Origin of the sequence: Flavobacterium sinopsychrotolerans, from assembly GCF_900110375.1 — a bacterium.
Taxonomy (GTDB): Bacteria; Bacteroidota; Bacteroidia; order Flavobacteriales; family Flavobacteriaceae; genus Flavobacterium; species Flavobacterium sinopsychrotolerans.
Genome location: NZ_FODN01000009.1, coordinates 71,928 through 95,974 on the forward strand (window position 1 = coordinate 71,928; position 24,047 = coordinate 95,974).

A 24,047-nucleotide genomic window follows, 5' to 3' on the forward strand; every position below is an offset into this window, starting at 1 on the left:
AGAAATCTGTTACCGAAAATAGTTTCATAAAAAATGTCTTGTGTAAGCAAGACCTTTTTTATGAAATTTAATATCCGTATTTATCTTTCCAGCGGTTTTTAAGAAATTCTCGAATACTGTTTTCTCTAGAATTGTTTCCGGGAATATATATTGGCGTCTTGCTAAGCGCTTCCGGTAAAAATTCCTGTTCAGCAAAATTATTGTTGTAATCGTGCGAATATTTATATTCTTCACCATAACCTAATTCTTTCATTAATTTTGTTGGTGCATTGCGTAAGTGAATAGGAACCGGCAAATCTCCGGTTTGTTTCACAAGTTGTTGAGCTGTTCCGATGGCTAAATAGGAAGCATTGCTTTTGGGGGAAGTTGCTAAATAAACGGCGCATTGGCTCAAAATAATTCTGCTTTCAGGATATCCAATTGTCGCAACTGCCTGAAAAGTATTATTAGCCATAATAAAAGCAGTTGGATTCGCATTTCCTATATCTTCACTACTTAAAATCAGCATTCTTCGGGCAATAAATTTTACATCTTCACCGCCTTCAATCATTCGGGCGAGCCAATATACAGCACCATTAGGATCACTTCCCCGAATTGATTTGATAAAAGCAGAAACAATGTCATAATGTTGCTCGCCAGTTTTGTCATACAAAACGGTATTTTGTTGCACTAAGGCAAAAACCTTATCATTTGTGATTAAAATTTCGTCTTCATTAGACGCATTTACGACAAGTTCAAAAATATTTAATAGTTTGCGTCCGTCACCACCGGAAAGTCTAAGGAGCGCTTCTGTTTCGCTTAAAACAATATTTTTTGTAGACAAATAAGCATCTGTTTTCATGGCACGTTCCAGTAAAGACTCTAAATCTTTTTTTGTAAAAGCATTTAAAACATATACTTGACAACGGGAAAGTAATGCAGGAATTACTTCAAAACTTGGGTTTTCTGTAGTGGCGCCAATAAGTGTAATCCAACCTTTTTCTACTGCTGCCAACAGGGAATCTTGTTGTGATTTGCTAAAACGATGAATCTCATCAATGAATAAAATAGGATTTTTAGCAGTAAACAAACCGCCACTTTGTTTTGCTTTTTCAATCACATCACGAATATCTTTAACACCTGAATTGATAGCACTCAAGATATAGAATGGTCTTTTTGATTCTTGTGCAATAATTTGTGCCAATGTAGTTTTTCCAGTTCCCGGTGGTCCCCAAAAAATTAATGAAGGGATGATTCCTTTTGCAATTTGTTGCGTCAAGGAGCCATTTGGTCCTACAAGATGGGACTGACTGATGTAGTTTTCTAATTTTTGTGGTCGTATGCGTTCTGCAAGTGGTGCTTCCATAACGTAAAATTACTGTTTTTTTTAATCTGAACTTGTCTGGGATTGTCAAAATTTGTTTTGATAGGAGCTTATTTCCAGCTGTGCACTATATCTTTTATATCTCGTTGAAAAAACGAGATATAAAAGGATGCCGTTTCCATCTGGGCTTAGCATCCGTATTAAAAAATGCAGTTGCAGTTTAAATATGACAAAATAGCACTAAATTGCTTTTGGAGAAGTTTTTGAACTATAACAAGAGCATAAAACTTTATAAGATTAATGGAAAAGCATTTTAAATTCACCAATTCAGTTATTGGACTACCTCTTTTTTTTGTGGTATTGTTGTGGTTTGTTTTTTGGCTCGAAATCCGATTTGATTTTGACTTTGTCCAAAACGGAATTTATCCTAGAACTTTTTCAGGTTTACAAGGAGTTTTTCTTAGCCCGTTTATTCACGCTGATATGGAACACCTGTATAATAATTCGATTCCCTTGCTGATTTTATTGGCAGCTTTGCAATTTTTTTATTCGGATCAATCGATAAAAGTTATTGGATACGGAATCTTAATATCGGGATTTATTACTTGGGTTATTGGCAGAGATAATTATCACATTGGGGCAAGCGGATTAATTTATGTTCTCTTTAGTTTTGTTTTTTTTAAAGGTATACAAACGAAATACAATCGATTGGTAGCTTTGTCACTTGCTGTGATAGTCGTGTATGGAGGCTTAGTTTGGTTTGTTTTTCCTAGCCCTGAGATCACAGAAAACAAATCTATTTCTTGGGAAGGACATTTGGGAGGATTACTTACGGGATTCTTTCTTTCGTTAGTTTATAAAACTCCGGAGTATAAAAAAATTATCAAATATGATTGGGAACATCCGGATTTTGATCCTTCAGAAGATAAATTTATGCAACGTTTTGATGATAATGGAAATTTTGTTAATCTACCAGAAATTGAAGAACATGAAGTGCAGCATGAATTGTTGTCATATTATACTTCCAATTATCCTGTAGGTTATGAGATTGTTACAAATAAAAAAAATGAACCAAAACCTGAGTCTTGATTCATTTTTACTTTATAGGTATGCGCTATCTTCCGTTTGGAAAGGTTAGGGGATTAACTTCGCTGTCTTACCGCTTCATATAAAAAAGCACCACAAGCCACTGATACATTCAAGGAACCAATGGTTCCAAACATTGGAAGTTTAGCTTTTTCATCAACAATTTTAAGTACGGATGGGTTTACACCTCTATCTTCAGATCCCATAATTATAGCAACGGGTTCGTTTAAAGAAATATCATAAATATTTTGATCTGTTTTCTCAGTTGCTGCAACAGTTTTTATGCCACTAGATTGCAAAAGGAAAATTGCATCCTTAATGTGCTCTACTTTACAAATTGGAATGTTGAAAACTGCTCCAGCAGATGTTTTTACAGTATCGCCATTAACAGGTGCTGAACCTGCTTTTTGAACAATGATTCCATTTACTCCGGTACATTCAGCAGTTCTGATGATAGCACCAAAATTACGCGCATCAGATATTTGATCTAATATTAAAAATAATGGTTTTTTACCATTTTCGATTACTGATTCTATCAGAGATTCTAAGTCAAAAAAGGAAATAGGAGAGATAGTAGCTACTGCACCTTGATGATTGTTAGGGGTCAATCTATTTAACTTTTCAACAGGAACATAAGAAAAGTTAATATTACCGCGCTTCATCACTTTCATTAAGTCCTTCATCAGTTCGCTGCTCGCTTCCTTTTGAATATAGACTTTGTCTACAGTTGCACCCGCTTGTATAGCTTCAATGATCGCTCTAATCCCAAATATTTGATGTTCTTTTTCCATGGTGCAAATATAGGTATAATGTTTTTATAAAAAAAAGCCACCCCGAATGAATGGGGTGGCTTTAGTATAATAAATCTGGATATAAATTATTGTTTAGCCCAAATTAATTTAGTGTCTAATTCGTCACCTCCAATAGCGGAAGCTGCAGCAGTAACATTATCACCATTTAACTGTTGTAAGTTAACTGGGTAAGTAAATCTAGCAGGCATAGCTGTTAAGTTGTTTAAAGCTATGAAAGTATAAGTAGTTACTCCAGAAATAGGATTGTTTAAATTGTAAGTCCCTCCTGGTTGAAGAAGTGTATTTGGATATCCAGTTCTTCTGTACTCAGCGAATGCTTCATATGGTTGCATGAATAATGCAATATATTTTTGTGTGATTACATTTGCTTGGTTAGCTGGAGCTAAAGTAGCTAAATAAGCTGTAATTTTCACTGTAGAAACACCCCAACGCTCCATCGAAGCTCTTACTCCTTTTTGGTAATTGGTGTTGTTCCATGCATTGTTTTCAGCTAATAAGAATTCTACTTCAGCATATTCCATCAAGATTTCAGTATAATCTTGTTTTAATACATTTGAACTCCAAAAAGAAGTACCAACTCTTTGACCAGCAGCCTGAGCACTAGTAATACCATAAGGCATACCCACATACTTAGTTAAATCATCAGTTTCAACGTAAGTTTTTGCCTTAACCTGAGCTTTAGTAGCTGTTATTGGTGCTGCGTATTTTTGTAATCTTGGGTCAACTCCAAATGTTCCTAAATTCCCTTTTAATAAGTCAACAAATGTATTTGAAATTGCAAAATCAGTTCTGTTAGAAATCCAGAAATCTTCGTAAAATGGACTTGGATTATTGTCATTTGCTTCATATTTAACACCAACATTGTCAGCGTTAGATGTCATAACACCACTAGCAATAGCTTCAGTAATATGTGCTTCAGCTCCAGGAACTACACCTTTAACTCTTGTTGCAATACGTAATCTTAATGAGTTAGCAAATTTTACAAGTTTTGCTGGTGTTTTAAAAAGTTGATCACCTTTAGTAAAAACTACTGGTTGGCTAGTTACAACCATAGCAGCTGCTTCTTTCAACTCTTTCATAAGATCAGTGTAAATCTTTACTTGAGAAGCGAATTTTGGTTTTTCGAATCCTTCTAGCGATTGTAAAGCTTGAAAGTCAGCATCCTTGTTTCCGTAAGAATAATAAGGAACATCACCATAAGCATCTACCAATTGTAAGAAAGTGTAGGCTAGCATTACCCTTGCTGCTGCAATTTGGTTATTGTTGTCTCCGTAAGGTGAATTCGCTATTTTTGTGCTAGGATCTGTGTTTAAATCAATTACAGTTTTAAAATCCTGTGCTGCTAAATAGTAGTTGGTGTACAAAGCTTGATTTGTACCTTCTCTAAATTGAAATCTATCTTCTTCAGTATAGTTTCTTTGTGCAGAATATTGTACCCAAGGCAATGCCATTCTTCCAGAAGAAAAACTTCCTCTAGATTGGTCCATTACAAATACTACAGCATTATTGTAGAATGCATATGCAGGAATAAATGGAACCGCAGGAGCATTAGGGTTTTGATTGATCTCCTCTAATTGATCAGTACAACTTACGGTAGTTGTAAGTAGTGCTGCAATTGATAATATTGATATTAATAATTTTTTCATCTTGATTTTTTTTTTAGAATTTTAATTCTAGATTCATTCCGTATGTTCTAGTTGATGGTAATGAACCACCTTCAAGACCTTGAGTGTTGCCACTTCCGTAAGAAGCCATTTCTGGATCCATACCGTTCCAATCTAAGCCCCATGCAAATAAATTTCTTGCAAAAAGAGAGAATCTTAAGTCACCGAAATTTCCGATGATTTTTTTAGGCAAAGTGTAACCAAGAGTAACTTCTCTTAATTTTACATAACTAGCATCAAATACATTCATAGCATCAAGACCATAATGTTGTTGAGCCCATGCTTGTCCAGGTAATACTGATGTGTTTTTAGTGCCATCTTCGTAAACAGCGTCTACTATTATCCCGTTTTCACGAATGTTATTAGCAGCTGTAGCTTCTAACAAACCTGAATAAGAACCCCACATGTGTGTAGTAGAGAAATAGCTACCACCTTTTTGGATGTCAATTAAGAAGCCTAAACTTAAGTTTTTGTATTTGAATGAGTTTCTAATACCCATGTTGTAATCTGGAGTAATTGTACCTAAAGATTTTCTAGCTGTAGGAATGTAAGCACCGTCAGCATCAACAACTTTGTTTCCGTTGTCATCATAAGTAAAGTCAGTTCCGTAAATTTGACCGTACTCTTGTCCAGTTACAGCTAATAAAGTAGCTTGGAATGGAGCGGTACCAATGATTAATTCATTAAGTCCCGGTGCTAATTCAATTAGTTTGTTGTTGTTTTTAGCGAAGTTCCAAGTGATATCCCATGTAAAATCTTCCGTTCTTACGGGGTTAAGTGTTACTGTAGCCTCAAAACCTTTGTTTTGTAATTTACCCGCATTTTTTAATGCAAAAGGGTATCCTGCTGCAGGGTCCTGTTGAACTGGAGTAATCAAATCTGTTGTAACTACATCGTAGTAAGAAACATCTAATCCAACTCTTCTGTTGAATAAACTTAATTCTAAACCTACCTCTTTAGTAGTTTTTAACTCAGGTTTTAAATTAGGATTAGAAGCTGTATTTGGTTGGCTATATCTAATATCACCTTGAAAAGGTGTGTCAGCTACACCATCGAAAGATAATCTGTATGGAGTAGTTGCATTTCCTGCTTGAGCCCATCCACCTCTAATTTTACCGTAGTTTAACCAAGATAAATCTGTTAATTCTGAGAAAATGAAACTTCCAGTTAATGAAGCGTAATTTACATCTTGATTTACAGTACTAAACCAGTCATTTCTATCCGTAACCTCTAAGAATAGAAAGTCATCATACCCTAACGAAAGGAAACCATAAATACTATTTGTTCTAGTTTTTTCTTCGTAATTTGTTGCTTGAGCGGCGCTTGCACTGTTTGATAAGTTGTAGACGTTGGGAAGAACTAGACCTCCAAGTGTAGCTCCGGTTACTCTTGATAAATTGTAACTTCTTCTGTTAGCACCAACAAATGAGTTTAAACTGAATTTGTCGAATTTTTTATCGTAATGTAAACGACCTTCGTAGTTGAAATCGGTTAGTGTTCTTGCAGTAGTAGTAAAGCTAGAAGTAGCTTGAGAACCAATTGCAACTCTTTCGTTGATGTTTAGAGAGTAAGTATCTCCATAAACGTTACCTACAGCATATAAATCCGGTGTAATGTTATAAGTGATTTTTCCATTACCATATAATCTGTTTCTTGTATCAGCTGAAGTGTTTTCGTTGATAATCCAATATGGATTGTCAGAATAGTTAGGAGTTGCATCGTCCCAAGCAATTCTGTTCCATGATCTTTGTGTTCCGTCAGCTAATTTGTAATTCTTCAATTCACTAAAATCTAGTTGTCTTTGACTCCATTGATAGAATTTTTGAGCTAAACCATTATCTCCATACCCAACTTCAGGTCTATTGAAACCTCTTGTTTGAACGTATGTTGCCATACCTTCAACTTTAAGTTTTTCGCTCAATTTTGAGTTAGCATTGATAGAGAATGTGTTTTTGGTTAAAGTAGAATTAGGAATTATACCTTCAGTTTTTTGATTAGCATAAGAGAATCTTATACCTGAATCTTCATTTGATTTGGTGAATGACAATGAGTTGCTTCTTGTAATTCCAGTTCTAAAGAATGAATCAACATCATTTGGAGAAGCTACCCAAGCTTTTTCTTTTAAATAATCACTAGCAAATTCTGGATCAAATGCATTCCATGGTAAATACATTAATGTAGGGTCATATTTTGGACCCCAGCTTTCGTCAGTTGCGTAATCAGCTAATTTGTAAGTTTTACCGTTAATTATTTGATTTTCAAAAGTCATTGAGCTACCTCCACCATATTGGTTTTGTAATTTTGGCGCAATGTAGGCGTCCTCAAATGTGATTCCAGTGTTAAATGATATTTCAGATTTTCCACTACCTCTTTTTCCTGATTTGGTTGTGTATAAAATAGCTCCGTTACCTGCTCTACTTCCATAAAGCGCTGCGGCTGGGCCTCCTTTTAATACCGTTACAGATTCGATATCGTCGGGATTAATGTCTGCTGATGCATCACCGTAATCTCTACCACCCGCACCTCTTTGAGTATTTGATGTGTTGTAATTTCCATTGTCTAAAGGGATACCATCAATTACGATTAAAGGTCTATTTTCTCCTGTTACAGATCCAACACCTCTAAGTACAATTCTTGTAGAACCTCCCATTGAAGATGGAGCAGTTACTTGTAAGCCTGCTACATTTCCAGATAAGGCAGAAACAGCATTGTTAGAGCCTCCTTCGTTTAAGGTAGAACCTTTAACTTCTTGTGCAGCGTAGCTTAAAGATTTTTTATCTCTTTTTATGCCTAAAGCCGTTACTACCACACCTTCTAATTGAACTGAATCTTCTTGCAGTTTAATATTTACGTTGGCAGATGAAGCAGCCATTTCTTGGGTTCTCATCCCAATGTAGCTAAATACCAACACTTGGCTTGGACTTGCTTTGATAGTATATTTTCCATCAAAATCAGTTTGTGTTCCAGTTTGTGTTCCTTTTACTAATACGCTCACGCCTGGTAACGGCAGTCCTGTATTGTCAGAAACAATTCCTGAAACGGCTCTTTCTTGCGCAAAAGTTAGTTGCGCCACTAGTACTAATAATAGTACTAAGATTCCATTGAACTTTAGTTTCATTTTTAATTATTTTGAATTAGTCTCGCAAACTTCTTAATAATTTGTTAACTTTCCTAATATATAAATCGCTAATTTGCATTAAGATTAAAATTTAACATTATAACTCATATGTATAATTGTTTTATAAATTTCAAATTGTTGATTTTTGGTATAGCCATTTGCTACTGCTAATTTTAACAATCCATTTTTTGTTTGTAATCCCATTCCTAATCCCATGCCTATTAAGTTCCTTGTGTTGTCTGTTTTTTCTGTTCCCGATTTGTTTTTGTAAAAGCTATAATCCAGAATGGAGTGTATATATAGGTTGGGTGTGAGTGTGTACCGGTATTCTGTAAGAATTGATGTTGTTAAATATGCTTGTAGGCTATTTTCTGAAAAACCACGTACGCTATTGAATCCTCCAAAACGGAATAATTCATTAGTAATATAGCGGTTGCTTTGTAGATAGTAATTTTGACTTTTTAGGTTTATTGAATTCTTTTTATTTAAATAAATAGTGTGCATTGTTTGGATATTTGCGAGAAGTTGATTGTTGTTTGAACTTTCGGATAGAGTATTGATTTCTCTTTTGCCTATTCCGATTGACATAAATAATTTTGACTTTATTGGAAAAGTAAAATTGTTTGTTTCTGATTTTGTGTATTCAAAGCTTGATGTTATAAAAGAATTATTGAAATCGCTTATCGAATTACTATTTAAGTTTTGAATGTCGCTGGATTCTGTTCCTTGGTAGCCTAGATATAAGCGGATGTTGTGATTTATGTAATAACTCAGGTCGATTGCGGTTTTTGTGTTTTGAAAAGTGGTGTCTTGTCTAAAAACTTGAATCTGTGCTTTCAGTCCTATTGGAGTTTTAAGTAAGTACGGTAATTCTAGACTTGCTTTGAAAGTCTTTTGATCGTTACCGTCACTTTTCCAGTATACTGATAGTTCTTCGCCTGAAGCTAAAATGTTTTCCAGTTTAATGTCGAGGTATCCATTTAAAGTTATTTTTTTTGTGTCATTATTAGCAAAGCCTATAAAACCGTCAAAAGTATTTGAATTCTTCTTTTCTAGATAGACATAGACTTTTGTAGAATCTTTTGTAAATAAAATTTCAGGATATTTTACTTGATTTACAAAACCAAATTTTTTGAAATCTTGATGTATTTGTTCTACAGTTTTTTGATTGAAAATATTATTTCGGTATTTTTTGTTAATTTGTGTTAAATACCCTTTTGGAAATTTCTTTGATTGGTTGTTTTCTGAGTGTCGAATTATTATTGAATTGAGTTTTCTTTTTAGGTCAGATTCTAATTTTAAATCTGCGTAAAGTGAATTTCTGTCTTTTTTAATATTTATCAGTTTTAGCTTGGCTAGTGCATATCCATTTTGCTCTAATTTCTTTACGGTTTCTTTTAGGAAAAAATCCACATCTGTGTAGGGTAGTTCTATTGTGTTGTTTTTTTTATTTAAAAGAATTAAGCTGTTTAATAATTTATCGCTACCTATATATATATGAATAAATTTTATTTTTTTACCTAAATCTAATTTTGCGATAAAACTTGAATCTATTGTTGCATTAAAATCAGTAGTAGCGTTATCAATGTATCCTAATTGTGATAGTCTTTTTGATGTTTCGTTTATTTCTTCTTTGATTGATTTTATGTTTTTGTGTTTTGAATTGTATTTTAAAGAATCGATTATTCTTGTTTCCGCTTCAGATTTTCCAAGTATTTGTAATTGAAAATTTTGTGCGCCTGAATTCCATCCAAAAATCAAAAATAAAAGAAAAAGAAGTGAAGTTTTCAAATGAATAGTTGTTTAAATAAAAGTAACGCAAATATCTAATGTTTGTGATAAAAATCAAATGATAAAATAATCTTATTGAAAATTAATAGATTAACGTTTGTAGAGTAAAAAATATTTTCTACATTTGCAACCCCGTAAAAAGCGGGAATTTAATATAATAAGAAATTTTTAGTATTAATTATGCCAACAATTCAACAATTAGTAAGAACAGGAAGAACTCAGATAACTAAGAAGAGTAAATCGGTTGCTTTAGATTCTTGTCCTCAAAGAAGAGGGGTTTGTACGCGTGTTTACACTACAACACCAAAAAAACCAAACTCTGCAATGCGTAAAGTAGCGCGTGTACGTTTGACAAATGGTAATGAAGTGAATGCTTACATCCCTGGTGAAGGACACAATTTACAAGAGCACTCGATAGTATTAGTTAGGGGTGGAAGGGTAAAAGATTTACCAGGAGTTAGATATCACATCGTTCGTGGTGCGCTTGATACGTCAGGAGTAGCAGGAAGAACGCAAAGAAGATCTAAGTACGGAGCAAAACGCCCAAAAGAAGCAAAAAAGTAATTTAAAAAGTTATTTCTTGTAGGGATGTGATTCGTTACAGCTGTATAGGTATGACATTTTATTAAAAAAAAGACATGAGAAAAAGAGCGGCAAAGAAAAGACCACTTTTACCAGATCCTAGGTTTAATGACCAACTGGTAACACGTTTTGTGAACAACTTAATGTGGGATGGAAAAAAATCGACAGCGTTTAAAGTGTTTTATGATGCTATTGACATCATTGAGTCTAAAAAACAAGATGCTGAGAAACCATCATTAGAAATTTGGAAAGATGCGTTAACCAATGTTATGCCTCACGTAGAAGTACGTAGTCGTAGAGTAGGTGGAGCTACATTTCAAATTCCAATGCAAATTCGTCCAGATAGAAAAATTTCTATGGCGATGAAATGGTTAATTCTTTATTCAAGAAGAAGAAACGAAAAATCTATGGCTCAAAGGTTAGCTTCAGAATGTTTAGCTGCGGCTAAAGAAGAAGGTGCTGCCGTTAAGAAAAGAATGGATACTCACAAAATGGCAGAAGCTAATAAAGCTTTCTCTCACTTTAGATTTTAATTCATAAGAAATGGCTAGAGATTTAAAATATACAAGAAACATAGGAATTGCTGCTCACATTGATGCTGGTAAAACAACAACAACGGAGCGTATATTGTTCTATACAGGAAAATCGCACAAAATTGGTGAAGTACATGATGGTGCTGCAACAATGGACTGGATGGCACAAGAGCAAGAAAGAGGTATTACAATTACTTCTGCAGCTACAACTTGTGAATGGAATTTTCCAACTACACAAGGTAAAGTTTTGCCTGAAACATTGCCTTATCACTTCAATATTATCGATACTCCGGGACACGTTGACTTTACAGTTGAAGTAAACCGTTCTTTACGTGTTCTTGATGGTTTGGTTTTCTTATTTAGTGCTGTTGATGGTGTTGAGCCACAATCAGAAACTAACTGGAGATTAGCAGATCAATACAGAGTTCCACGTATTGGATTCGTTAATAAAATGGATAGACAAGGATCTAACTTTTTGATGGTTTGTCAACAAGTAAGAGATATGTTGAAATCAAATGCAGTTGCGATCACTTTGCCAATTGGTGAAGAAAATGATTTCAAAGGTGTTGTGGATTTAGTTAAAAATCAAGCTATAGTATGGCATGAAGAAGGTTTGGGGGCAACTTATGATATTGTGCCTATTCCGGAAGATATGCTTGAAGAAGTGAAAGAATACAGATCGATTCTTATTGAGGCAGTAGCTGATTATGATGAGACTTTGCTTGAAAAATTCATGGAAGATGAAAACTCTATTACAGAGGAAGAAATCAACATTGCATTAAGAGCAGCTGTAATGGACATGGCTATCATTCCTATGATTGCTGGTTCTTCTTTCAAAAACAAAGGAGTTCAATTCATGTTAGATGCAGTATGTAAATACTTGCCTTCTCCAATGGATAAAGATGGTATCGAAGGGATTCATCCTGATGATGCTGATTTATTAGAAGAAGATCAAACTAAAATTTTGCGTAAGCCAGATGTTAAAGAGCCATTCGCTGCTTTAGCTTTTAAAATTGCTACTGACCCATTCGTAGGTCGTTTAGCTTTCTTCCGTGCTTATTCAGGGCGTTTAGATGCTGGTTCTTATGTTTTGAATACACGTTCAGGAAACAAAGAAAGAATTTCTCGTATCTACCAAATGCATGCTAACAAACAAAACCCAATCGAGTATATCGAAGCAGGTGATATTGGAGCGGCAGTTGGATTTAAAGATATTAAAACTGGAGATACATTGTGTGATGAAAAGAACCCAATTATCTTAGAAAGTATGAAATTCCCTGCGCCAGTAATTGGTATTGCTATTGAGCCTAAAACTAAAGCTGACGTAGATAAAATGGGTATGGCTTTGGCTAAGTTAGCTGAGGAAGATCCTACTTTTACAGTTAGAACAGATGAAGCTTCGGGTCAAACTATTATCTCGGGTATGGGTGAGCTTCACTTAGATATCTTAGTGGATAGAATGAGACGTGAATTCAAAGTTGAAGTGAACCAAGGTGAGCCTCAAGTTGAATACAAAGAAGCTTTTACTAAGAAAGCACAACATAGAGAAACATACAAAAAACAATCTGGAGGTCGTGGTAAATTCGGTGATATCGTATTTATTCTTGAACCAGCAGATGAAGTTGACGGTAAAGCTCCAGTTGGATTGCAGTTTGTAAATGCAGTAAAAGGTGGTAACGTTCCTAAAGAATATATTCCATCAGTTGAAAAAGGTTTCAGAGAAGCTATGAAAACGGGTCCTTTAGCAGGATACCAAGTAGATAGTTTGAAAGTAACTTTATTAGACGGATCTTTCCACCCGGTGGATTCTGATGCACTTTCTTTTGAGCTTGCGGCAAGAATGGGTTATAGAGAGGTAGCTAAAGCAGCTGGTGCTGTTATATTAGAGCCAATCATGAAAATGGAAGTGATTACACCAGAAGAAAACATGGGAGATATCGTAGGTGATATCAACCGTCGTAGAGGTCAGGTGAATGATATGGGTGATAGAGCTGGTGCAAAAACCATCAAAGCAGATGTGCCATTATCTGAAATGTTTGGATACGTTACTACGTTAAGAACGCTTTCTTCAGGTAGAGCAACATCTACTATGGAATTTTCACACTACTCTGAAACGCCTTCTAATATTTCAGAAGCAGTTATCAAAAAAGCAAAAGGAAACGCATAATCTTTAAGAAAATGAGTCAAAAAATCAGAATAAAATTAAAATCTTACGATCACATGTTGGTAGACAAGTCTGCTGAGAAGATTGTAAAAACGGTAAAAAGTACCGGTGCAGTTGTTACAGGACCAATTCCATTACCAACACACAAAAAACTTTTTACAGTACTACGTTCTCCACACGTTAACAAAAAAGCGAGAGAGCAATTTGAAGTAATGTCATACAAGAGATTAATTGACATTTATTCATCTTCATCTAAAACTATTGATGCTTTGATGAAACTTGAATTGCCTAGCGGTGTTGAAGTAGAGATCAAAGTTTAAATAGCTTACTAGTAAGAAAAGAACGCTGTTTTTAAGCGAAAAATATTTTTTTTGGTTTGTGTGTAAATAAGTTATACATTTGCACCCACTTAAAAAAATAGGATTCGGTTAAAAGCTGCGTTCTATATTTATATTTAATAATTAATAATTAATATTTATGTCTGGGTTAATTGGTAGAAAAATCGGCATGACTAGCATTTTCGACGAGAACGGGAAGAATATTCCTTGTACAGTAATCGAAGCTGGACCATGTGTTGTTACCCAAGTCAGAACCAAAGGTGTTGACGGGTACGAAGCGTTGCAACTTGGTTTCGATGACAAAAACGAGAAACATTCCACAAAAGCGGCTTTAGGTCACTTTAAAAAAGCGGGAACTGTAGCTAAGAAAAAAGTCGTTGAATTCCAAGATTTCGCAACAGAGCAAAAATTAGGAGATCTTATTGATGTTTCTATTTTTTCTGAAGGAGAATTTGTAGATGTACAAGGTGTATCTAAAGGTAAAGGTTTTCAAGGGGTTGTAAAACGTCACGGTTTTGGTGGTGTTGGTCAAGCAACTCACGGTCAACACAACCGTTTAAGAGCGCCAGGTTCTGTAGGAGCTTCTTCTTATCCATCTAGAGTATTCAAAGGAATGCGTATGGCTGGACGTATGGGAGGAGACAATGTAAAAGTTCAAAACCTTAGAGTTTTAAAAGTAGTGGCTGAAAAGAACCTGCTTGTTATTAAAGGATGTGTTCCTGGTCATAACAACTCTTATGTAATCATTCAGAAGTAATGGAAGCAAAAGTATTAGATTTCAACGGAAAAGATACTGGAAGAAAAGTTCAACTTTCTGATTCAGTATTTGGTATAGAACCAAACAATCATGCAGTATACCTTGATGTTAAGCAATATCTTGCTAATCAAAGACAAGGGACGCACAAAGCTAAAGAAAGAGCTGAAGTAGCGGGAAGTACTCGTAAGATAAAAAAACAAAAAGGAACTGGTACTGCTCGTGCGGGTAGTGCAAAGAATCCATTGTTTAAAGGTGGTGGAACAGTTTTCGGACCAAGACCAAGAAGTTATTCATTCAAATTGAATAAAAGCTTGAAACGTTTGGCTAGAAAATCTGCTTTCTCAATTAAAGCAAAAGAGTCGAACATTATCGTTCTTGAAGACTTTAATTTTGAAACGCCAAACACTAAAAATTTCATCAACGTTTTGAAAGCTTTAGAGTTAGAGAATAAAAAATCCCTGTTTGTGTTGGGTGATGTAAATAAAAATGTATATTTGTCGTCACGCAATTTAAAAGGCTCTAGCGTAGTAAGTAGCTTAGAATTAAGTACTTACGCTATATTAAACGCTAATAATTTAGTGCTTTTAGAGAGTTCTTTGGAGATAATTGAAGAAAATTTAAGTAAATAATAGGATATGAGCATCATAATTAAGCCTATAGTAACGGAAAAAGTAACCAAAGAAAGTGAAGTTTTAAACCGCTTCGGATTCGTTGTTGATAAAAAAGCAAACAAAGTGCAAATTAAGAAAGCTGTTGAAGCTGCTTATGGAGTAACTATTTTGAGTGTTAACACGATGAACGTAAGACCGGATAGAACTACAAAATACACTAAAAGTGGTTTAATCAGTGGAAAGACGAATGCAATCAAAAAAGCAATTGTTCAAGTACAAGAAGGAGAAACAATTGATTTTTACAACAATATCTAAGATAAAATGTCAGTAAGAAAATTAAAACCTATTACCCCAGGTCAGCGATTTAGAGTTGTGAATGGTTATGACGCCATTACAACTGATAAGCCGGAACGCTCTTTGATAGCGCCGATAAAAAACTCTGGTGGTAGAAATAGTCAAGGAAAGATGACCATGCGTTATACGGGTGGTGGTCACAAGCAGAGATATCGTATCATTGATTTTAAACGTACTAAAGAAGGAATTCCTGCTACGGTTAAATCAATTGAATATGATCCAAATCGTACTGCATTTATCGCTTTATTAGCTTATGCTGATGGAGAGAAAACGTATGTTATTGCTCAAAACGGATTGAAAGTTGGTCAGAAATTAGTTTCTGGTCCGGAATCTCAACCTGAAATTGGTAATACTTTACCTTTAAGTAGAGTTCCACTTGGAACTGTAATTTCTTGTATCGAATTGAGACCAGGACAAGGGGCTGTAATCGCTCGTTCTGCTGGAACATTTGCTCAATTGATGGCAAGAGATGGAAAATATGCTACAATTAAAATGCCTTCTGGGGAAACAAGATTAATCTTGTTGACTTGTTCGGCTACAATTGGAGCGGTTTCTAATTCAGACCACCAATTAGTTGTATCTGGTAAAGCAGGTAGAACAAGATGGTTAGGAAGAAGACCTAGAACAAGACCTGTTGCAATGAACCCTGTCGATCACCCAATGGGTGGTGGTGAAGGACGTTCTTCTGGTGGACATCCACGTTCAAGAAATGGAATACCAGCTAAAGGTTATAGAACTCGTTCTAAGAAAAACCCGAGTAACAAGTATATCGTAGAACGTAGAAAGAAATAATAAGATATGGCACGTTCATTAAAAAAAGGACCTTTCGTTCATTATAAGTTAGACAAGAAAGTTCAAGAAAACATCGCAGGTGGAAACAAAGGAGTAGTAAAGACATGGTCTAGAGCTTCTATGATTACTCCAGACTTTGTTGGACAAACTATCGCAGTTCATAACGGTCGTCAATTTGTACCAGTTTACGTAACAGAAAACATGGTAGGTCACAAATTAGGAGAATTTTCACCAACTAGATCTTTTAGAGGTCATGCTGGAGCAAAAAATAAAGGTAAAAAATAAGAAGCAATGGGAGTTCGTAAAAGAGAAACAGCAGATGCGAGAAAAGAGGCTAATAAGTCTATAGCTTTCGCAAAATTGAATAACTGCCCTACTTCACCTAGAAAAATGCGCTTAGTAGCGGACTTGGTAAGAGGTCAGAAGGTAGAGAGAGCACTTAACATCTTAAGATTCAGTTCTAAAGAAGCTTCAAGAAAATTAGAAAAATTGGTTTTATCTGTAATTGCCAACTGGCAAGCAAAAAACCCTGACGCTAATATGGAAGAAGCTGGGTTATTTGTTAAAACGATTACAGTTGATGGTGGAATGATGTTGAAAAGACTTCGTCCAGCTCCACAAGGTCGTGCTCACAGAATTAGAAAACGTTCTAATCACGTAACAATCGTGCTTGGATCTATTAATAACACACAAGCAATTTAATACAAGATGGGACAAAAGACAAATCCAATTGGAAATAGACTTGGTATCATCAGAGGATGGGACTCAAACTGGTATGGTGGAAATGATTACGGTGATAAGCTTGCCGAAGATTATAAAATCAGAAAGTATATCCATGCTCGTTTATCAAAAGCTAGTGTATCAAAAGTAATCATCGAGAGAACTTTGAAACTTGTAACCGTTACTATCACTACTGCTAGACCTGGTATCATTATCGGAAAAGGTGGACAAGAGGTAGACAAGTTGAAAGAAGAACTTAAGAAAATTACTGACAAAGAGGTTCAAATCAACATCTTTGAAATCAAAAGACCTGAGCTTGACGCGTATCTAGTTGCTACAAGCATCTGTCGTCAAATCGAAAGCAGGATTTCTTACAGACGTGCAATCAAAATGGCTATTGCTGCTTCTATGCGTATGAACGCAGAGGGTATCAAAGTTTTGATTTCTGGTCGTTTGAATGGTGCTGAGATGGCTCGTTCGGAAGGTTTTAAAGAAGGTAGAGTTCCTCTATCAACTTTCAGAGCTGATATTGATTATGCTTTGGCAGAAGCTCATACTACTTATGGTAGAATGGGAATCAAAGTATGGATCATGAAAGGTGAAGTTTATGGAAAGAGAGATCTTTCTCCACTTGCCGGAATGGACAAAAAACAATCTGGTGCTGGTGGTAAAGGTGGTGATTCTCCAAGAGGAGATAGAAAACCTTTTAATAAAGGTGGAAAACCAGACGCTCGTAAACGAAAGTAAATTTTTAAACTAAAGAAAAATGTTACAGCCTAAAAGAACAAAATACCGTAAGGTACAAAAAGGTAAAATGAAAGGAAATTCTCAAAGAGGACATGAACTTTCTAATGGAATGTTTGGTATTAAATCTGTACATGAAGATGGAATGTTCTTAACCTCTCGTCAAATCGAGGCTGCGCGTATTGCTGCAACTCGTTTTATGAAAAGAGAAGGACAATTATGGATCAAAATATTTCCAGACAAACCAATTACTAAGAAACCTCTTGAGGTACGTATGGGTAAAGGTAAAGGTGCAGTTGAGTATTGGGCTGCCGTTGTTAAACCCGGAAGAATTATGTTTGAAGTTGGAGGAGTTCCTTTGTCAGTTGCAAAAGAGGCGTTACGTCTTGCAGCTCAAAAGCTTCCAGTAAAAACTAAATTCGTCGTTGCTAGAGATTTCGAAGCATAATCTATATTATATTATGAAACAATCAGAAATAAAAGATCTTTCTGCAGCAGAGTTGCAAGAAAAGCTTAGCCAGACTAAGAAAACATATGCTGATCTAAAAATGGCTCACGCTATTTCACCAATTGAGAACCCACTTCAAATTAGAGGTGTAAGAAGAACAGTTGCAAGATTAGCTACCGAACTTACTAAAAGACAATAACTGTAGTCTGCTGAAAGATGGAAGAAAAAAGAAATTTAAGAAAAGAAAGAGTTGGTGTTGTTACTTCTGACAAAATGGATAAATCTATTGTTGTTGCTGAAGTGCGTAAAGTAAAACACCCATTATACGGTAAGTTCGTGTTGAAAACTAAAAAGTATCACGCACACGACGAAATGAACGACTGTAACGTTGGAGATACTGTAAGGATTAGCGAAACGCGTCCTTTAAGTAAAACAAAATGTTGGAGGTTAGTTGAAATCTTAGAAAGAGCTAAATAATTATGGTACAACAAGAATCAAGACTAAAAGTAGCAGATAACACTGGAGCAAAGGAAGTTTTAACTATCCGTGTTTTAGGAGGTACCAAAAGAAGGTATGCCTCTGTTGGTGACAAGATTGTAGTTTCTATCAAAGATACTGCTCCTAACGGAAGCGTTAAAAAAGGAGCTGTTTCAACTGCAGTTGTTGTACGTACCAAAAAAGAAGTAAGAAGAGCCGATGGTTCATACATTAGATTTGATGACAACGCATGTGTGTTATTGAATGCTGCTGGTGAAATGAGAGGAACTCGTGTTTTTGGTCCGGTAGCAAGAGAACTTCGTGAAAAACAATTCATGAAAATTGTATCATTAGCACCAGAAGTGCTTTAATTCGTTTTAAGATGATAAAGCTAAAAATAAAATCAGGCGACATTGTAAGAGTAATTGCTGGAGACCATAAAGGTGCTGAAGGTAAAGTTTTACGTGTTTACCGTGAGAAGAACAAAGCGATTGTTGAAGGTGTAAACATGGTTTCAAAACACACGAAACCAAGTGCAAAAAGCCCTCAAGGTGGTATCGTAAAGAAGGAAGCTTCTATACAAATATCTAATATTTCTTTAATTGATCCTAAAACTAAGGAAACAACAAGAGTTGGTATTAGAGTAGAAGGAGATAAGAAAGTAAGATTTTCAAAAAAATCTAATCAAGTACTATAGTAATGGCGTATATACCTAGACTAAAAGAAGAATATAAGAGCAGAGTAATTGCTGCTCTTAAAGAGGAATTCGGATACGTAAACGTAATGCAAGTTCCAAAATTGGAAAAAATCGTTTTAAGTAAAGGAGTTGGTGCAGCTGTATCTGATAAAAAACTAATTGACTATGCAGTTGATGAGTTAACAAAGATCACTGGACAGAAAGCAGTATCTACTATTTCAAAGAAAGACGTTGCGTCATTCAAATTGAGAAAAGGGATGCCTATTGGAGCAAAAGTTACTTTGCGTGGAGAAAGAATGTATGAGTTTTTAGACAGACTTATTACTTCTGCTTTACCACGTGTAAGAGATTTCAGTGGTATTAAAGCTACTGGTTTTGACGGAAGAGGAAATTATAACCTTGGAGTTTTGGAGCAAATCATTTTTCCGGAAATTGATATTGATAAAGTAAACAAAATTTCAGGAATGGATATCTCTTTTGTAACTAGTGCAAAAACAGATAAAGAAGCAAAGTCTCTATTGACAGAATTAGGATTACCTTTTAAAAAGAATTAAGACATGGCTAAAGAATCAATGAAAGCCCGCGAGGTTAAGAGAGAAAAAACAGTAGCTAAGTATGCTGAGAAAAGAAAAGCTTTGTTAGAAGCTGGAGATTTCGTAGGTTTGCAAAAGTTACCAAAAAATGCTTCGCCAGTTCGTTTGCACAATCGTTGTAAATTAACAGGTAGACCAAGAGGGTATATGCGTCAATTCGGTCTTTCACGTGTTACATTTCGTGAAATGGCAAATAACGGATTGATACCTGGTGTTAAAAAGGCATCTTGGTAAGACGTAATTTATTGCGTCCTGATACAGACTTAACGTAAGTTTTGTCTGTATCATAAACATTTATAAATTGGTTTCAGGTTCGGCAAATCGTTTGTTGAAAACCAAAACCGCAAATTAATACATATGTATACAGATCCTATTGCAGATTATTTGACAAGAGTTCGTAACGCTGTGGCTGCAAACCACAAAGTTGTCGAAATTCCTGCGTCTAATCTAAAAAAAGAAATAACTAAGATCTTATTTGATCAAGGTTATATCTTGAGTTACAAATTTGAAGACAACGCTGTTCAGGGTTCAATCAAAATCGCTTTGAAGTATGATAAAGATACTAAAGAGTCAGTAATTAAAGATATCCAAAGAATTAGTAAACCAGGTTTACGTAAATATTCAAGTTCTTCAAGTATTCCTAGAATCCTTAACGGATTAGGAATTGCTATTGTTTCTACTTCTAAAGGTTTAATGACTGGAAAGAAAGCTAAACAATTGAATGTTGGTGGCGAAGTAATTTGTTACGTATACTAATTTTAAAGACTATATAAGATGTCAAGAATAGGTAAAAGCCCAGTAACAATACCAGCAGGAGTAACTGTTTCAGTTGCAAATGGTATTATTACGGTAAAAGGAAAAAATGGTCAACTAACTCAGGAGTTTTCGGACGTAACTGTAACAGTTGAAGGGGATCTAGTTCAAGTAGACAGATCTTCTGATCACAAAGACCAAAGAGCAAAACACGGTTTGTATAGATCTTTAATCAACAACATGATTATCGGTGTAACGGATGGTTTTACTAAGTCATTAGAATTGGTAGGAGTTGGTTATAGAGCTTCAAATCAAGGACAAAAATTAGATTTAGCACTTGGTTACTCTCACAATATAGTTTTAGAAATTGCTCCAGAAGTAACTTTAGAGACTATATCTGAAAAAGGTAAAAACCCGATTGTTAAATTAACATCATTTGACAAACAACTTTTAGGTCAGGTAGCTGCGAAAATCAGAGGTTTCCGTAAGCCTGAGCCGTACAAAGGAAAAGGTGTTAAATTTGTAGGTGAAGTATTAAGAAGAAAAGCAGGTAAATCAGCTTAAAAAATAAGATTATGTCATTAACAAAACCTGAAAGAAGACAACGAATTAGATTCAGAATTAGAAAGACAATTAGTGGTACTGCTACTAATCCAAGACTATCTGTATTTAGAAGTAACAAAGAAATTTACGCTCAACTTATTGATGACGTAAACGGAGTTACTTTGTTGGCGGCTTCTTCAAGAGAAAAAGAAATAGGTAACGGTACGAACATTGAAGTTGCTACAGCAGTTGGAAAACTAGTTGCTGAAAAAGCTTTAAAAGCTGGGATAGACGTAGTAACTTTCGATAGAGGAGGTTATTTATATCACGGACGTATTAAATCATTAGCGGAAGGCGCAAGAGCGGCTGGACTTAAATTCTAATATAGTATGTCTAATAGTAAATACAAGAATGTAGAGTTAGTAAAACCAAGTGGACTTGAATTAAAAGATCGTTTGGTAAGTGTAAATCGTGTTACTAAGGTTACAAAGGGTGGTAGAGCTTTTGGTTTTTCTGCTATTGTAGTTGTAGGTGATGAAAATGGAGTGGTTGGACACGGATTAGGAAAGTCTAAAGATGTTTCTGAAGCAATTGCGAAAGCAGTAGAAGATGCTAAGAAAAATTTAGTGAAAATTCCTTTGAACGGTCAATCAGTTCCTCACGAACAAAAAGGTAAATTTGGTGGTGCACGTGTATTCTTAATTCCTGCCTCTCATGGTACAGGAGTTATTGCTGGTGGAGCTGTTCGTTCAGTTCTTGAGTCAGTAGGAATTCATGATGTATTATCTAAATCTCAAGGATCTTCAAATCCTCACAACGTAGTAAAAGCAACTTTTGATGCTTTATTACAAATGAGAAGCGCTTATACTGTTGCAAAACAAAGAGGTGTTTCTTTAGAAAAAGTTTTTAAAGGTTAATTCAAGGAAATTATGGCTAAATTATTAGTAAAACAAGTTAGAAGCAAAATCAACTGTCCTCTTACTCAAAAGAGAGGATTAGAAGCTTTAGGTCTACGTAAAATGGGACAAGTTGTAGAGCATGATTCAAACCCTACAATCCTTGGGATGATAAATAAAGTTAAACACTTAGTTTCTGTTGAAGAAGCTAAATAACAAATACTGTTATGAATTTAAGTAACTTACAACCTGCTGAAGGTTCTACACACAATCAAAATAAAAGATTAGGTAGAGGAGAAGGTTCTGGAAAAGGTGGTACTTCTGCAAGAGGTCACAAAGGAGCAAAATCTCGTTCTGGTTATTCTAAAAAGATTGGTTTTGAAGGTGGGCAAATGCCACTTCAAAGACGTGTGCCTAAGTTTGGTTTTACAAACATCAATCGTAAAGATTACGAAGGTGTAAATCTTGATACACTTCAACTTTTAGTTGATAATGGTGTTATTAAAGATACTGTTGATATGACAGTTTATGTTGCTAATCGTTTAGCTACTAAAAATGAAATCGTTAAGATTTTAGGTAGAGGTGAATTGACAGCAAAATTAAAAGTAACCGCTCACAAATTTACTGCTACTGCAAAAGCTGCTATTGAAGCTGCTGGTGGAGAAGCTGTAACAATGTAATTTTTCAATTAATATGAAGAAATTTATTGAATCAATAAGTAATGTTTGGAAAATCGAGGAGCTGAAAAATAGAATCCTAATTACATTGGGTCTGCTTTTAGTGTATCGTTTTGGGGCTCAAGTAACCCTGCCAGGTATTGATGCTACACAGTTAGGTAATTTAGCTGGGCAAACTAAAGAAGGAATTGGTTCAATTCTTGACATGTTTACTGGAGGTGCATTTTCTCAAGCTTCTGTTTTTGCTTTAGGAATTATGCCTTATATTTCTGCTTCGATTGTTGTTCAGTTAATGGGAATTGCGATTCCTTATTTGCAAAAACTTCAAAGTGATGGAGAAAGCGGTAGAAAAAAGATTAATCAAATTACTCGTTGGTTGACAATAGGAATTACTTTAGTTCAAGGTCCAACTTATATCTATAATTTATATAGAACATTACCTAGTAATGCATTTTTATTGGGATTCAATTCATTTGAATTCTTATTTTCTTCAGTTGTTATTTTAGTTACAGGGACAATTTTTGCCATGTGGTTAGGAGAAAAAATTACTGATAAAGGAATTGGAAATGGTATTTCTTTGTTAATCATGGTTGGAATTTTGGCTAGATTACCTCAGGCTTTTATTCAAGAGTTTACAACAAGAGTTACCAATAATAATGGTGGACCGATGTTGTTGGTTATTGAAATTATCATTTGGTTATTAGTTATCATTTGTTGTGTGCTATTGGTTATGGCGATCAGGAAGATTCCTGTTCAATATGCGCGTCGTACAACATCAGGTGATTTTGAACAAGACATGTTGGGTGGAAACAGACAATGGATTCCTTTGAAGCTTAATGCTTCTGGGGTTATGCCAATAATTTTTGCGCAAGCAATTATGTTTATTCCAGCAGCCTTAGCAGGTTTGTCTAAATCAGATGCATCACAATCAATCGTTGGAGCTTTTAGTAATATGTTTGGTTTTTGGTATAATTTTGTATTTGCAACTTTAATAATTGTATTTACATTCTTTTATACTGCAATCACAGTTCCTACTAATAAAATGTCTGATGATTTAAAGAGAAGTGGTGGTTTTATTCCGGGTATCAGACCAGGAGTTGAAACTTCTGATTATCTTGATAAAGTGATGTCTTTAATAACTTTTCCAGGATCTTTATTTCTTGCTTTAATAGCTGTGTTCCCAGCAATTGTTGTGAGTGTTATGGATGTTCAACAATCTTGGGCAATGTTTTTTGGAGGTACTTCATTAATAATTATGGTTGGAGTTGCCATAGACACGATGCAACAAATCAATTCATACTTGTTGAATAAACATTATGATGGTTTAATGAAAAGTGGTAAAAATAGAAAAGCAGTAGCTTAACTTATGGCAAAACAATCAGCAATAGAACAAGACGGATCAATCATTGAAGCATTATCAAATGCGATGTTCCGTGTAGAGTTAGAAAATGGACATATTGTAATCGCCCATATATCTGGAAAAATGCGTATGCATTACATCAAATTATTACCTGGTGATAAAGTGAAACTAGAAATGAGCCCTTACGATTTGTCAAAAGCAAGAATTACTTATAGATATTAAAGGATATTCAAA

At 35.0% G+C, this 24,047-nt stretch carries 32 protein-coding genes; 27 read left to right on the forward strand and 5 right to left on the reverse strand.

The window, feature by feature from the left end:
- Positions 1-67 precede the first annotated feature (67 nt).
- The gene (locus tag BMX64_RS14210) at positions 68-1,345 is read right to left on the reverse strand and encodes a replication-associated recombination protein A (RefSeq protein WP_091173666.1); all 1,278 of its coding nucleotides are present in this window, start codon (positions 1,343-1,345) and stop codon (positions 68-70) included.
- Positions 1,346-1,603: 258 nt separating this feature from the next.
- Here BMX64_RS14210 and BMX64_RS14215 point away from each other — a divergent pair, with 258 nt between their 5' ends.
- The gene (locus BMX64_RS14215) at positions 1,604-2,392 is read left to right on the forward strand and encodes a rhomboid family intramembrane serine protease (protein WP_091173670.1); all 789 of its coding nucleotides are present in this window, start codon (positions 1,604-1,606) and stop codon (positions 2,390-2,392) included.
- A 53-nt stretch (positions 2,393-2,445) separates the two neighbouring features.
- Here BMX64_RS14215 and rlmB read toward each other — a convergent pair whose 3' ends face one another.
- The 4 genes from rlmB to BMX64_RS14235 form a co-directional block, all read right to left on the reverse strand.
- Positions 2,446-3,180 (reverse strand): 23S rRNA (guanosine(2251)-2'-O)-methyltransferase RlmB, encoded by a 735-nt coding sequence (gene rlmB, locus BMX64_RS14220; RefSeq protein ID WP_091173674.1) that lies wholly within the window; start codon positions 3,178-3,180, stop codon positions 2,446-2,448.
- 86 nt (positions 3,181-3,266) lie between these two features.
- A complete protein-coding gene (locus tag BMX64_RS14225) occupies positions 3,267-4,847 on the reverse strand; it encodes a SusD/RagB family nutrient-binding outer membrane lipoprotein (protein WP_091173676.1) in 1,581 nt (526 codons plus the stop codon).
- A 13-nt stretch (positions 4,848-4,860) separates the two neighbouring features.
- A complete protein-coding gene (locus tag BMX64_RS14230; protein WP_091173680.1) occupies positions 4,861-7,983 on the reverse strand; it encodes a SusC/RagA family TonB-linked outer membrane protein in 3,123 nt (1,040 codons plus the stop codon).
- A gap of 84 nt (positions 7,984-8,067) precedes the next feature.
- Entirely contained in the window at positions 8,068-9,774 is a 1,707-nt protein-coding gene (locus BMX64_RS14235) for a BamA/TamA family outer membrane protein (protein WP_244273309.1), read from the reverse strand.
- A 180-nt stretch (positions 9,775-9,954) separates the two neighbouring features.
- Between BMX64_RS14235 and rpsL the strand changes: the two genes are divergently transcribed.
- From rpsL to infA, 26 genes are all read left to right on the forward strand, one after another.
- A complete protein-coding gene (gene rpsL, locus BMX64_RS14240; protein WP_007136570.1) occupies positions 9,955-10,338 on the forward strand; it encodes a 30S ribosomal protein S12 in 384 nt (127 codons plus the stop codon).
- Between the two features lie 74 nt (positions 10,339-10,412).
- Positions 10,413-10,889, forward strand: a complete 477-nt coding sequence (gene rpsG / locus BMX64_RS14245; RefSeq protein WP_035668130.1) for a 30S ribosomal protein S7 — start codon at positions 10,413-10,415, stop codon at positions 10,887-10,889.
- Positions 10,890-10,899: 10 nt separating this feature from the next.
- A complete protein-coding gene (gene fusA, locus BMX64_RS14250; protein WP_091173685.1) occupies positions 10,900-13,056 on the forward strand; it encodes an elongation factor G in 2,157 nt (718 codons plus the stop codon).
- Positions 13,057-13,067: 11 nt separating this feature from the next.
- Positions 13,068-13,373, forward strand: coding sequence for a 30S ribosomal protein S10 (gene rpsJ, locus BMX64_RS14255; protein WP_011963470.1), 306 nt, complete (start codon positions 13,068-13,070; stop codon positions 13,371-13,373).
- 157 nt (positions 13,374-13,530) lie between these two features.
- Entirely contained in the window at positions 13,531-14,148 is a 618-nt protein-coding gene (gene rplC / locus BMX64_RS14260) for a 50S ribosomal protein L3 (RefSeq protein ID WP_035619642.1), read from the forward strand.
- Entirely contained in the window at positions 14,148-14,777 is a 630-nt protein-coding gene (gene rplD, locus BMX64_RS14265) for a 50S ribosomal protein L4 (protein ID WP_091173690.1), read from the forward strand. Before rplC ends, rplD begins: the two co-directional genes overlap by 1 nt.
- A 6-nt stretch (positions 14,778-14,783) precedes the next feature.
- On the forward strand, positions 14,784-15,074 hold the full coding sequence (gene rplW, locus BMX64_RS14270; protein WP_035668124.1) for a 50S ribosomal protein L23: 291 nt from the start codon (positions 14,784-14,786) through the stop codon (positions 15,072-15,074).
- Positions 15,075-15,080: 6 nt separating this feature from the next.
- The gene (gene rplB, locus BMX64_RS14275) at positions 15,081-15,905 is read left to right on the forward strand and encodes a 50S ribosomal protein L2 (protein ID WP_035668122.1); all 825 of its coding nucleotides are present in this window, start codon (positions 15,081-15,083) and stop codon (positions 15,903-15,905) included.
- Between the two features lie 6 nt (positions 15,906-15,911).
- Positions 15,912-16,190, forward strand: coding sequence for a 30S ribosomal protein S19 (gene rpsS, locus BMX64_RS14280; protein WP_007136562.1), 279 nt, complete (start codon positions 15,912-15,914; stop codon positions 16,188-16,190).
- 6 nt (positions 16,191-16,196) lie between these two features.
- Entirely contained in the window at positions 16,197-16,607 is a 411-nt protein-coding gene (gene rplV, locus BMX64_RS14285) for a 50S ribosomal protein L22 (protein ID WP_007136561.1), read from the forward strand.
- Positions 16,608-16,613: 6 nt separating this feature from the next.
- Positions 16,614-17,372 carry a 30S ribosomal protein S3 gene (gene rpsC, locus BMX64_RS14290; protein WP_091173694.1) on the forward strand — a complete coding sequence of 253 codons (759 nt, stop codon included), beginning with the start codon at positions 16,614-16,616 and terminating at the stop codon, positions 17,370-17,372.
- Between the two features lie 19 nt (positions 17,373-17,391).
- The gene (gene rplP, locus BMX64_RS14295; protein ID WP_007803637.1) at positions 17,392-17,817 is read left to right on the forward strand and encodes a 50S ribosomal protein L16; all 426 of its coding nucleotides are present in this window, start codon (positions 17,392-17,394) and stop codon (positions 17,815-17,817) included.
- A gap of 13 nt (positions 17,818-17,830) precedes the next feature.
- Positions 17,831-18,016 carry a 50S ribosomal protein L29 gene (gene rpmC / locus BMX64_RS14300; protein ID WP_091173697.1) on the forward strand — a complete coding sequence of 62 codons (186 nt, stop codon included), beginning with the start codon at positions 17,831-17,833 and terminating at the stop codon, positions 18,014-18,016.
- A 17-nt stretch (positions 18,017-18,033) separates the two neighbouring features.
- Positions 18,034-18,294 carry a 30S ribosomal protein S17 gene (rpsQ, locus tag BMX64_RS14305; RefSeq protein WP_091173701.1) on the forward strand — a complete coding sequence of 87 codons (261 nt, stop codon included), beginning with the start codon at positions 18,034-18,036 and terminating at the stop codon, positions 18,292-18,294.
- Between the two features lie 2 nt (positions 18,295-18,296).
- On the forward strand, positions 18,297-18,665 hold the full coding sequence (gene rplN / locus BMX64_RS14310) for a 50S ribosomal protein L14 (protein ID WP_026717863.1): 369 nt from the start codon (positions 18,297-18,299) through the stop codon (positions 18,663-18,665).
- Positions 18,666-18,676: 11 nt separating this feature from the next.
- A complete protein-coding gene (gene rplX / locus BMX64_RS14315) occupies positions 18,677-18,991 on the forward strand; it encodes a 50S ribosomal protein L24 (protein ID WP_035668111.1) in 315 nt (104 codons plus the stop codon).
- Positions 18,992-18,993: 2 nt separating this feature from the next.
- Positions 18,994-19,545: a 50S ribosomal protein L5 gene (gene rplE / locus BMX64_RS14320; protein ID WP_091173704.1), complete on the forward strand. Its 552-nt coding sequence runs from the start codon at positions 18,994-18,996 to the stop codon at positions 19,543-19,545.
- A gap of 3 nt (positions 19,546-19,548) precedes the next feature.
- Positions 19,549-19,818, forward strand: coding sequence for a 30S ribosomal protein S14 (gene rpsN, locus BMX64_RS14325; protein ID WP_007136553.1), 270 nt, complete (start codon positions 19,549-19,551; stop codon positions 19,816-19,818).
- Positions 19,819-19,941: 123 nt separating this feature from the next.
- Entirely contained in the window at positions 19,942-20,340 is a 399-nt protein-coding gene (gene rpsH, locus BMX64_RS14330; protein ID WP_026707006.1) for a 30S ribosomal protein S8, read from the forward strand.
- Positions 20,341-20,358: 18 nt separating this feature from the next.
- Positions 20,359-20,901: a 50S ribosomal protein L6 gene (gene rplF, locus BMX64_RS14335; RefSeq protein ID WP_091173708.1), complete on the forward strand. Its 543-nt coding sequence runs from the start codon at positions 20,359-20,361 to the stop codon at positions 20,899-20,901.
- A gap of 11 nt (positions 20,902-20,912) precedes the next feature.
- Positions 20,913-21,263 (forward strand): 50S ribosomal protein L18, encoded by a 351-nt coding sequence (gene rplR / locus BMX64_RS14340; RefSeq protein WP_039110219.1) that lies wholly within the window; start codon positions 20,913-20,915, stop codon positions 21,261-21,263.
- 6 nt (positions 21,264-21,269) lie between these two features.
- Complete coding sequence (rpsE, locus tag BMX64_RS14345) at positions 21,270-21,797, forward strand: 30S ribosomal protein S5 (protein WP_035668102.1); 528 nt, start codon at positions 21,270-21,272, stop codon at positions 21,795-21,797.
- Between the two features lie 12 nt (positions 21,798-21,809).
- Positions 21,810-21,992, forward strand: a complete 183-nt coding sequence (gene rpmD / locus BMX64_RS14350; RefSeq protein WP_027310825.1) for a 50S ribosomal protein L30 — start codon at positions 21,810-21,812, stop codon at positions 21,990-21,992.
- Positions 21,993-22,003: 11 nt separating this feature from the next.
- Positions 22,004-22,456: a 50S ribosomal protein L15 gene (gene rplO, locus BMX64_RS14355; protein WP_066081007.1), complete on the forward strand. Its 453-nt coding sequence runs from the start codon at positions 22,004-22,006 to the stop codon at positions 22,454-22,456.
- A gap of 13 nt (positions 22,457-22,469) precedes the next feature.
- A complete protein-coding gene (secY, locus tag BMX64_RS14360) occupies positions 22,470-23,816 on the forward strand; it encodes a preprotein translocase subunit SecY (protein ID WP_091173712.1) in 1,347 nt (448 codons plus the stop codon).
- 3 nt (positions 23,817-23,819) lie between these two features.
- On the forward strand, positions 23,820-24,035 hold the full coding sequence (gene infA, locus BMX64_RS14365) for a translation initiation factor IF-1 (protein ID WP_007136545.1): 216 nt from the start codon (positions 23,820-23,822) through the stop codon (positions 24,033-24,035).
- Positions 24,036-24,047: the final 12 nt, after the last annotated feature.

Coding starts and splice junctions, on each gene's coding strand:
- BMX64_RS14210 (WP_091173666.1), bottom strand. CDS start 1,345: ATGGAAGCACCACTTGCAGAACGCATACGACCACAAAAATTAGAAAAC.
- BMX64_RS14215 (WP_091173670.1), top strand. CDS start 1,604: ATGGAAAAGCATTTTAAATTCACCAATTCAGTTATTGGACTACCTCTT.
- rlmB (WP_091173674.1), bottom strand. CDS start 3,180: ATGGAAAAAGAACATCAAATATTTGGGATTAGAGCGATCATTGAAGCT.
- BMX64_RS14225 (WP_091173676.1), bottom strand. CDS start 4,847: ATGAAAAAATTATTAATATCAATATTATCAATTGCAGCACTACTTACA.
- BMX64_RS14230 (WP_091173680.1), bottom strand. CDS start 7,983: ATGAAACTAAAGTTCAATGGAATCTTAGTACTATTATTAGTACTAGTG.
- rpsL (WP_007136570.1), top strand. CDS start 9,955: ATGCCAACAATTCAACAATTAGTAAGAACAGGAAGAACTCAGATAACT.
- rpsG (WP_035668130.1), top strand. CDS start 10,413: ATGAGAAAAAGAGCGGCAAAGAAAAGACCACTTTTACCAGATCCTAGG.
- fusA (WP_091173685.1), top strand. CDS start 10,900: ATGGCTAGAGATTTAAAATATACAAGAAACATAGGAATTGCTGCTCAC.
- rpsJ (WP_011963470.1), top strand. CDS start 13,068: ATGAGTCAAAAAATCAGAATAAAATTAAAATCTTACGATCACATGTTG.
- rplC (WP_035619642.1), top strand. CDS start 13,531: ATGTCTGGGTTAATTGGTAGAAAAATCGGCATGACTAGCATTTTCGAC.
- rplD (WP_091173690.1), top strand. CDS start 14,148: ATGGAAGCAAAAGTATTAGATTTCAACGGAAAAGATACTGGAAGAAAA.
- rplW (WP_035668124.1), top strand. CDS start 14,784: ATGAGCATCATAATTAAGCCTATAGTAACGGAAAAAGTAACCAAAGAA.
- rplB (WP_035668122.1), top strand. CDS start 15,081: ATGTCAGTAAGAAAATTAAAACCTATTACCCCAGGTCAGCGATTTAGA.
- rpsS (WP_007136562.1), top strand. CDS start 15,912: ATGGCACGTTCATTAAAAAAAGGACCTTTCGTTCATTATAAGTTAGAC.
- rplV (WP_007136561.1), top strand. CDS start 16,197: ATGGGAGTTCGTAAAAGAGAAACAGCAGATGCGAGAAAAGAGGCTAAT.
- rpsC (WP_091173694.1), top strand. CDS start 16,614: ATGGGACAAAAGACAAATCCAATTGGAAATAGACTTGGTATCATCAGA.
- rplP (WP_007803637.1), top strand. CDS start 17,392: ATGTTACAGCCTAAAAGAACAAAATACCGTAAGGTACAAAAAGGTAAA.
- rpmC (WP_091173697.1), top strand. CDS start 17,831: ATGAAACAATCAGAAATAAAAGATCTTTCTGCAGCAGAGTTGCAAGAA.
- rpsQ (WP_091173701.1), top strand. CDS start 18,034: ATGGAAGAAAAAAGAAATTTAAGAAAAGAAAGAGTTGGTGTTGTTACT.
- rplN (WP_026717863.1), top strand. CDS start 18,297: ATGGTACAACAAGAATCAAGACTAAAAGTAGCAGATAACACTGGAGCA.
- rplX (WP_035668111.1), top strand. CDS start 18,677: ATGATAAAGCTAAAAATAAAATCAGGCGACATTGTAAGAGTAATTGCT.
- rplE (WP_091173704.1), top strand. CDS start 18,994: ATGGCGTATATACCTAGACTAAAAGAAGAATATAAGAGCAGAGTAATT.
- rpsN (WP_007136553.1), top strand. CDS start 19,549: ATGGCTAAAGAATCAATGAAAGCCCGCGAGGTTAAGAGAGAAAAAACA.
- rpsH (WP_026707006.1), top strand. CDS start 19,942: ATGTATACAGATCCTATTGCAGATTATTTGACAAGAGTTCGTAACGCT.
- rplF (WP_091173708.1), top strand. CDS start 20,359: ATGTCAAGAATAGGTAAAAGCCCAGTAACAATACCAGCAGGAGTAACT.
- rplR (WP_039110219.1), top strand. CDS start 20,913: ATGTCATTAACAAAACCTGAAAGAAGACAACGAATTAGATTCAGAATT.
- rpsE (WP_035668102.1), top strand. CDS start 21,270: ATGTCTAATAGTAAATACAAGAATGTAGAGTTAGTAAAACCAAGTGGA.
- rpmD (WP_027310825.1), top strand. CDS start 21,810: ATGGCTAAATTATTAGTAAAACAAGTTAGAAGCAAAATCAACTGTCCT.
- rplO (WP_066081007.1), top strand. CDS start 22,004: ATGAATTTAAGTAACTTACAACCTGCTGAAGGTTCTACACACAATCAA.
- secY (WP_091173712.1), top strand. CDS start 22,470: ATGAAGAAATTTATTGAATCAATAAGTAATGTTTGGAAAATCGAGGAG.
- infA (WP_007136545.1), top strand. CDS start 23,820: ATGGCAAAACAATCAGCAATAGAACAAGACGGATCAATCATTGAAGCA.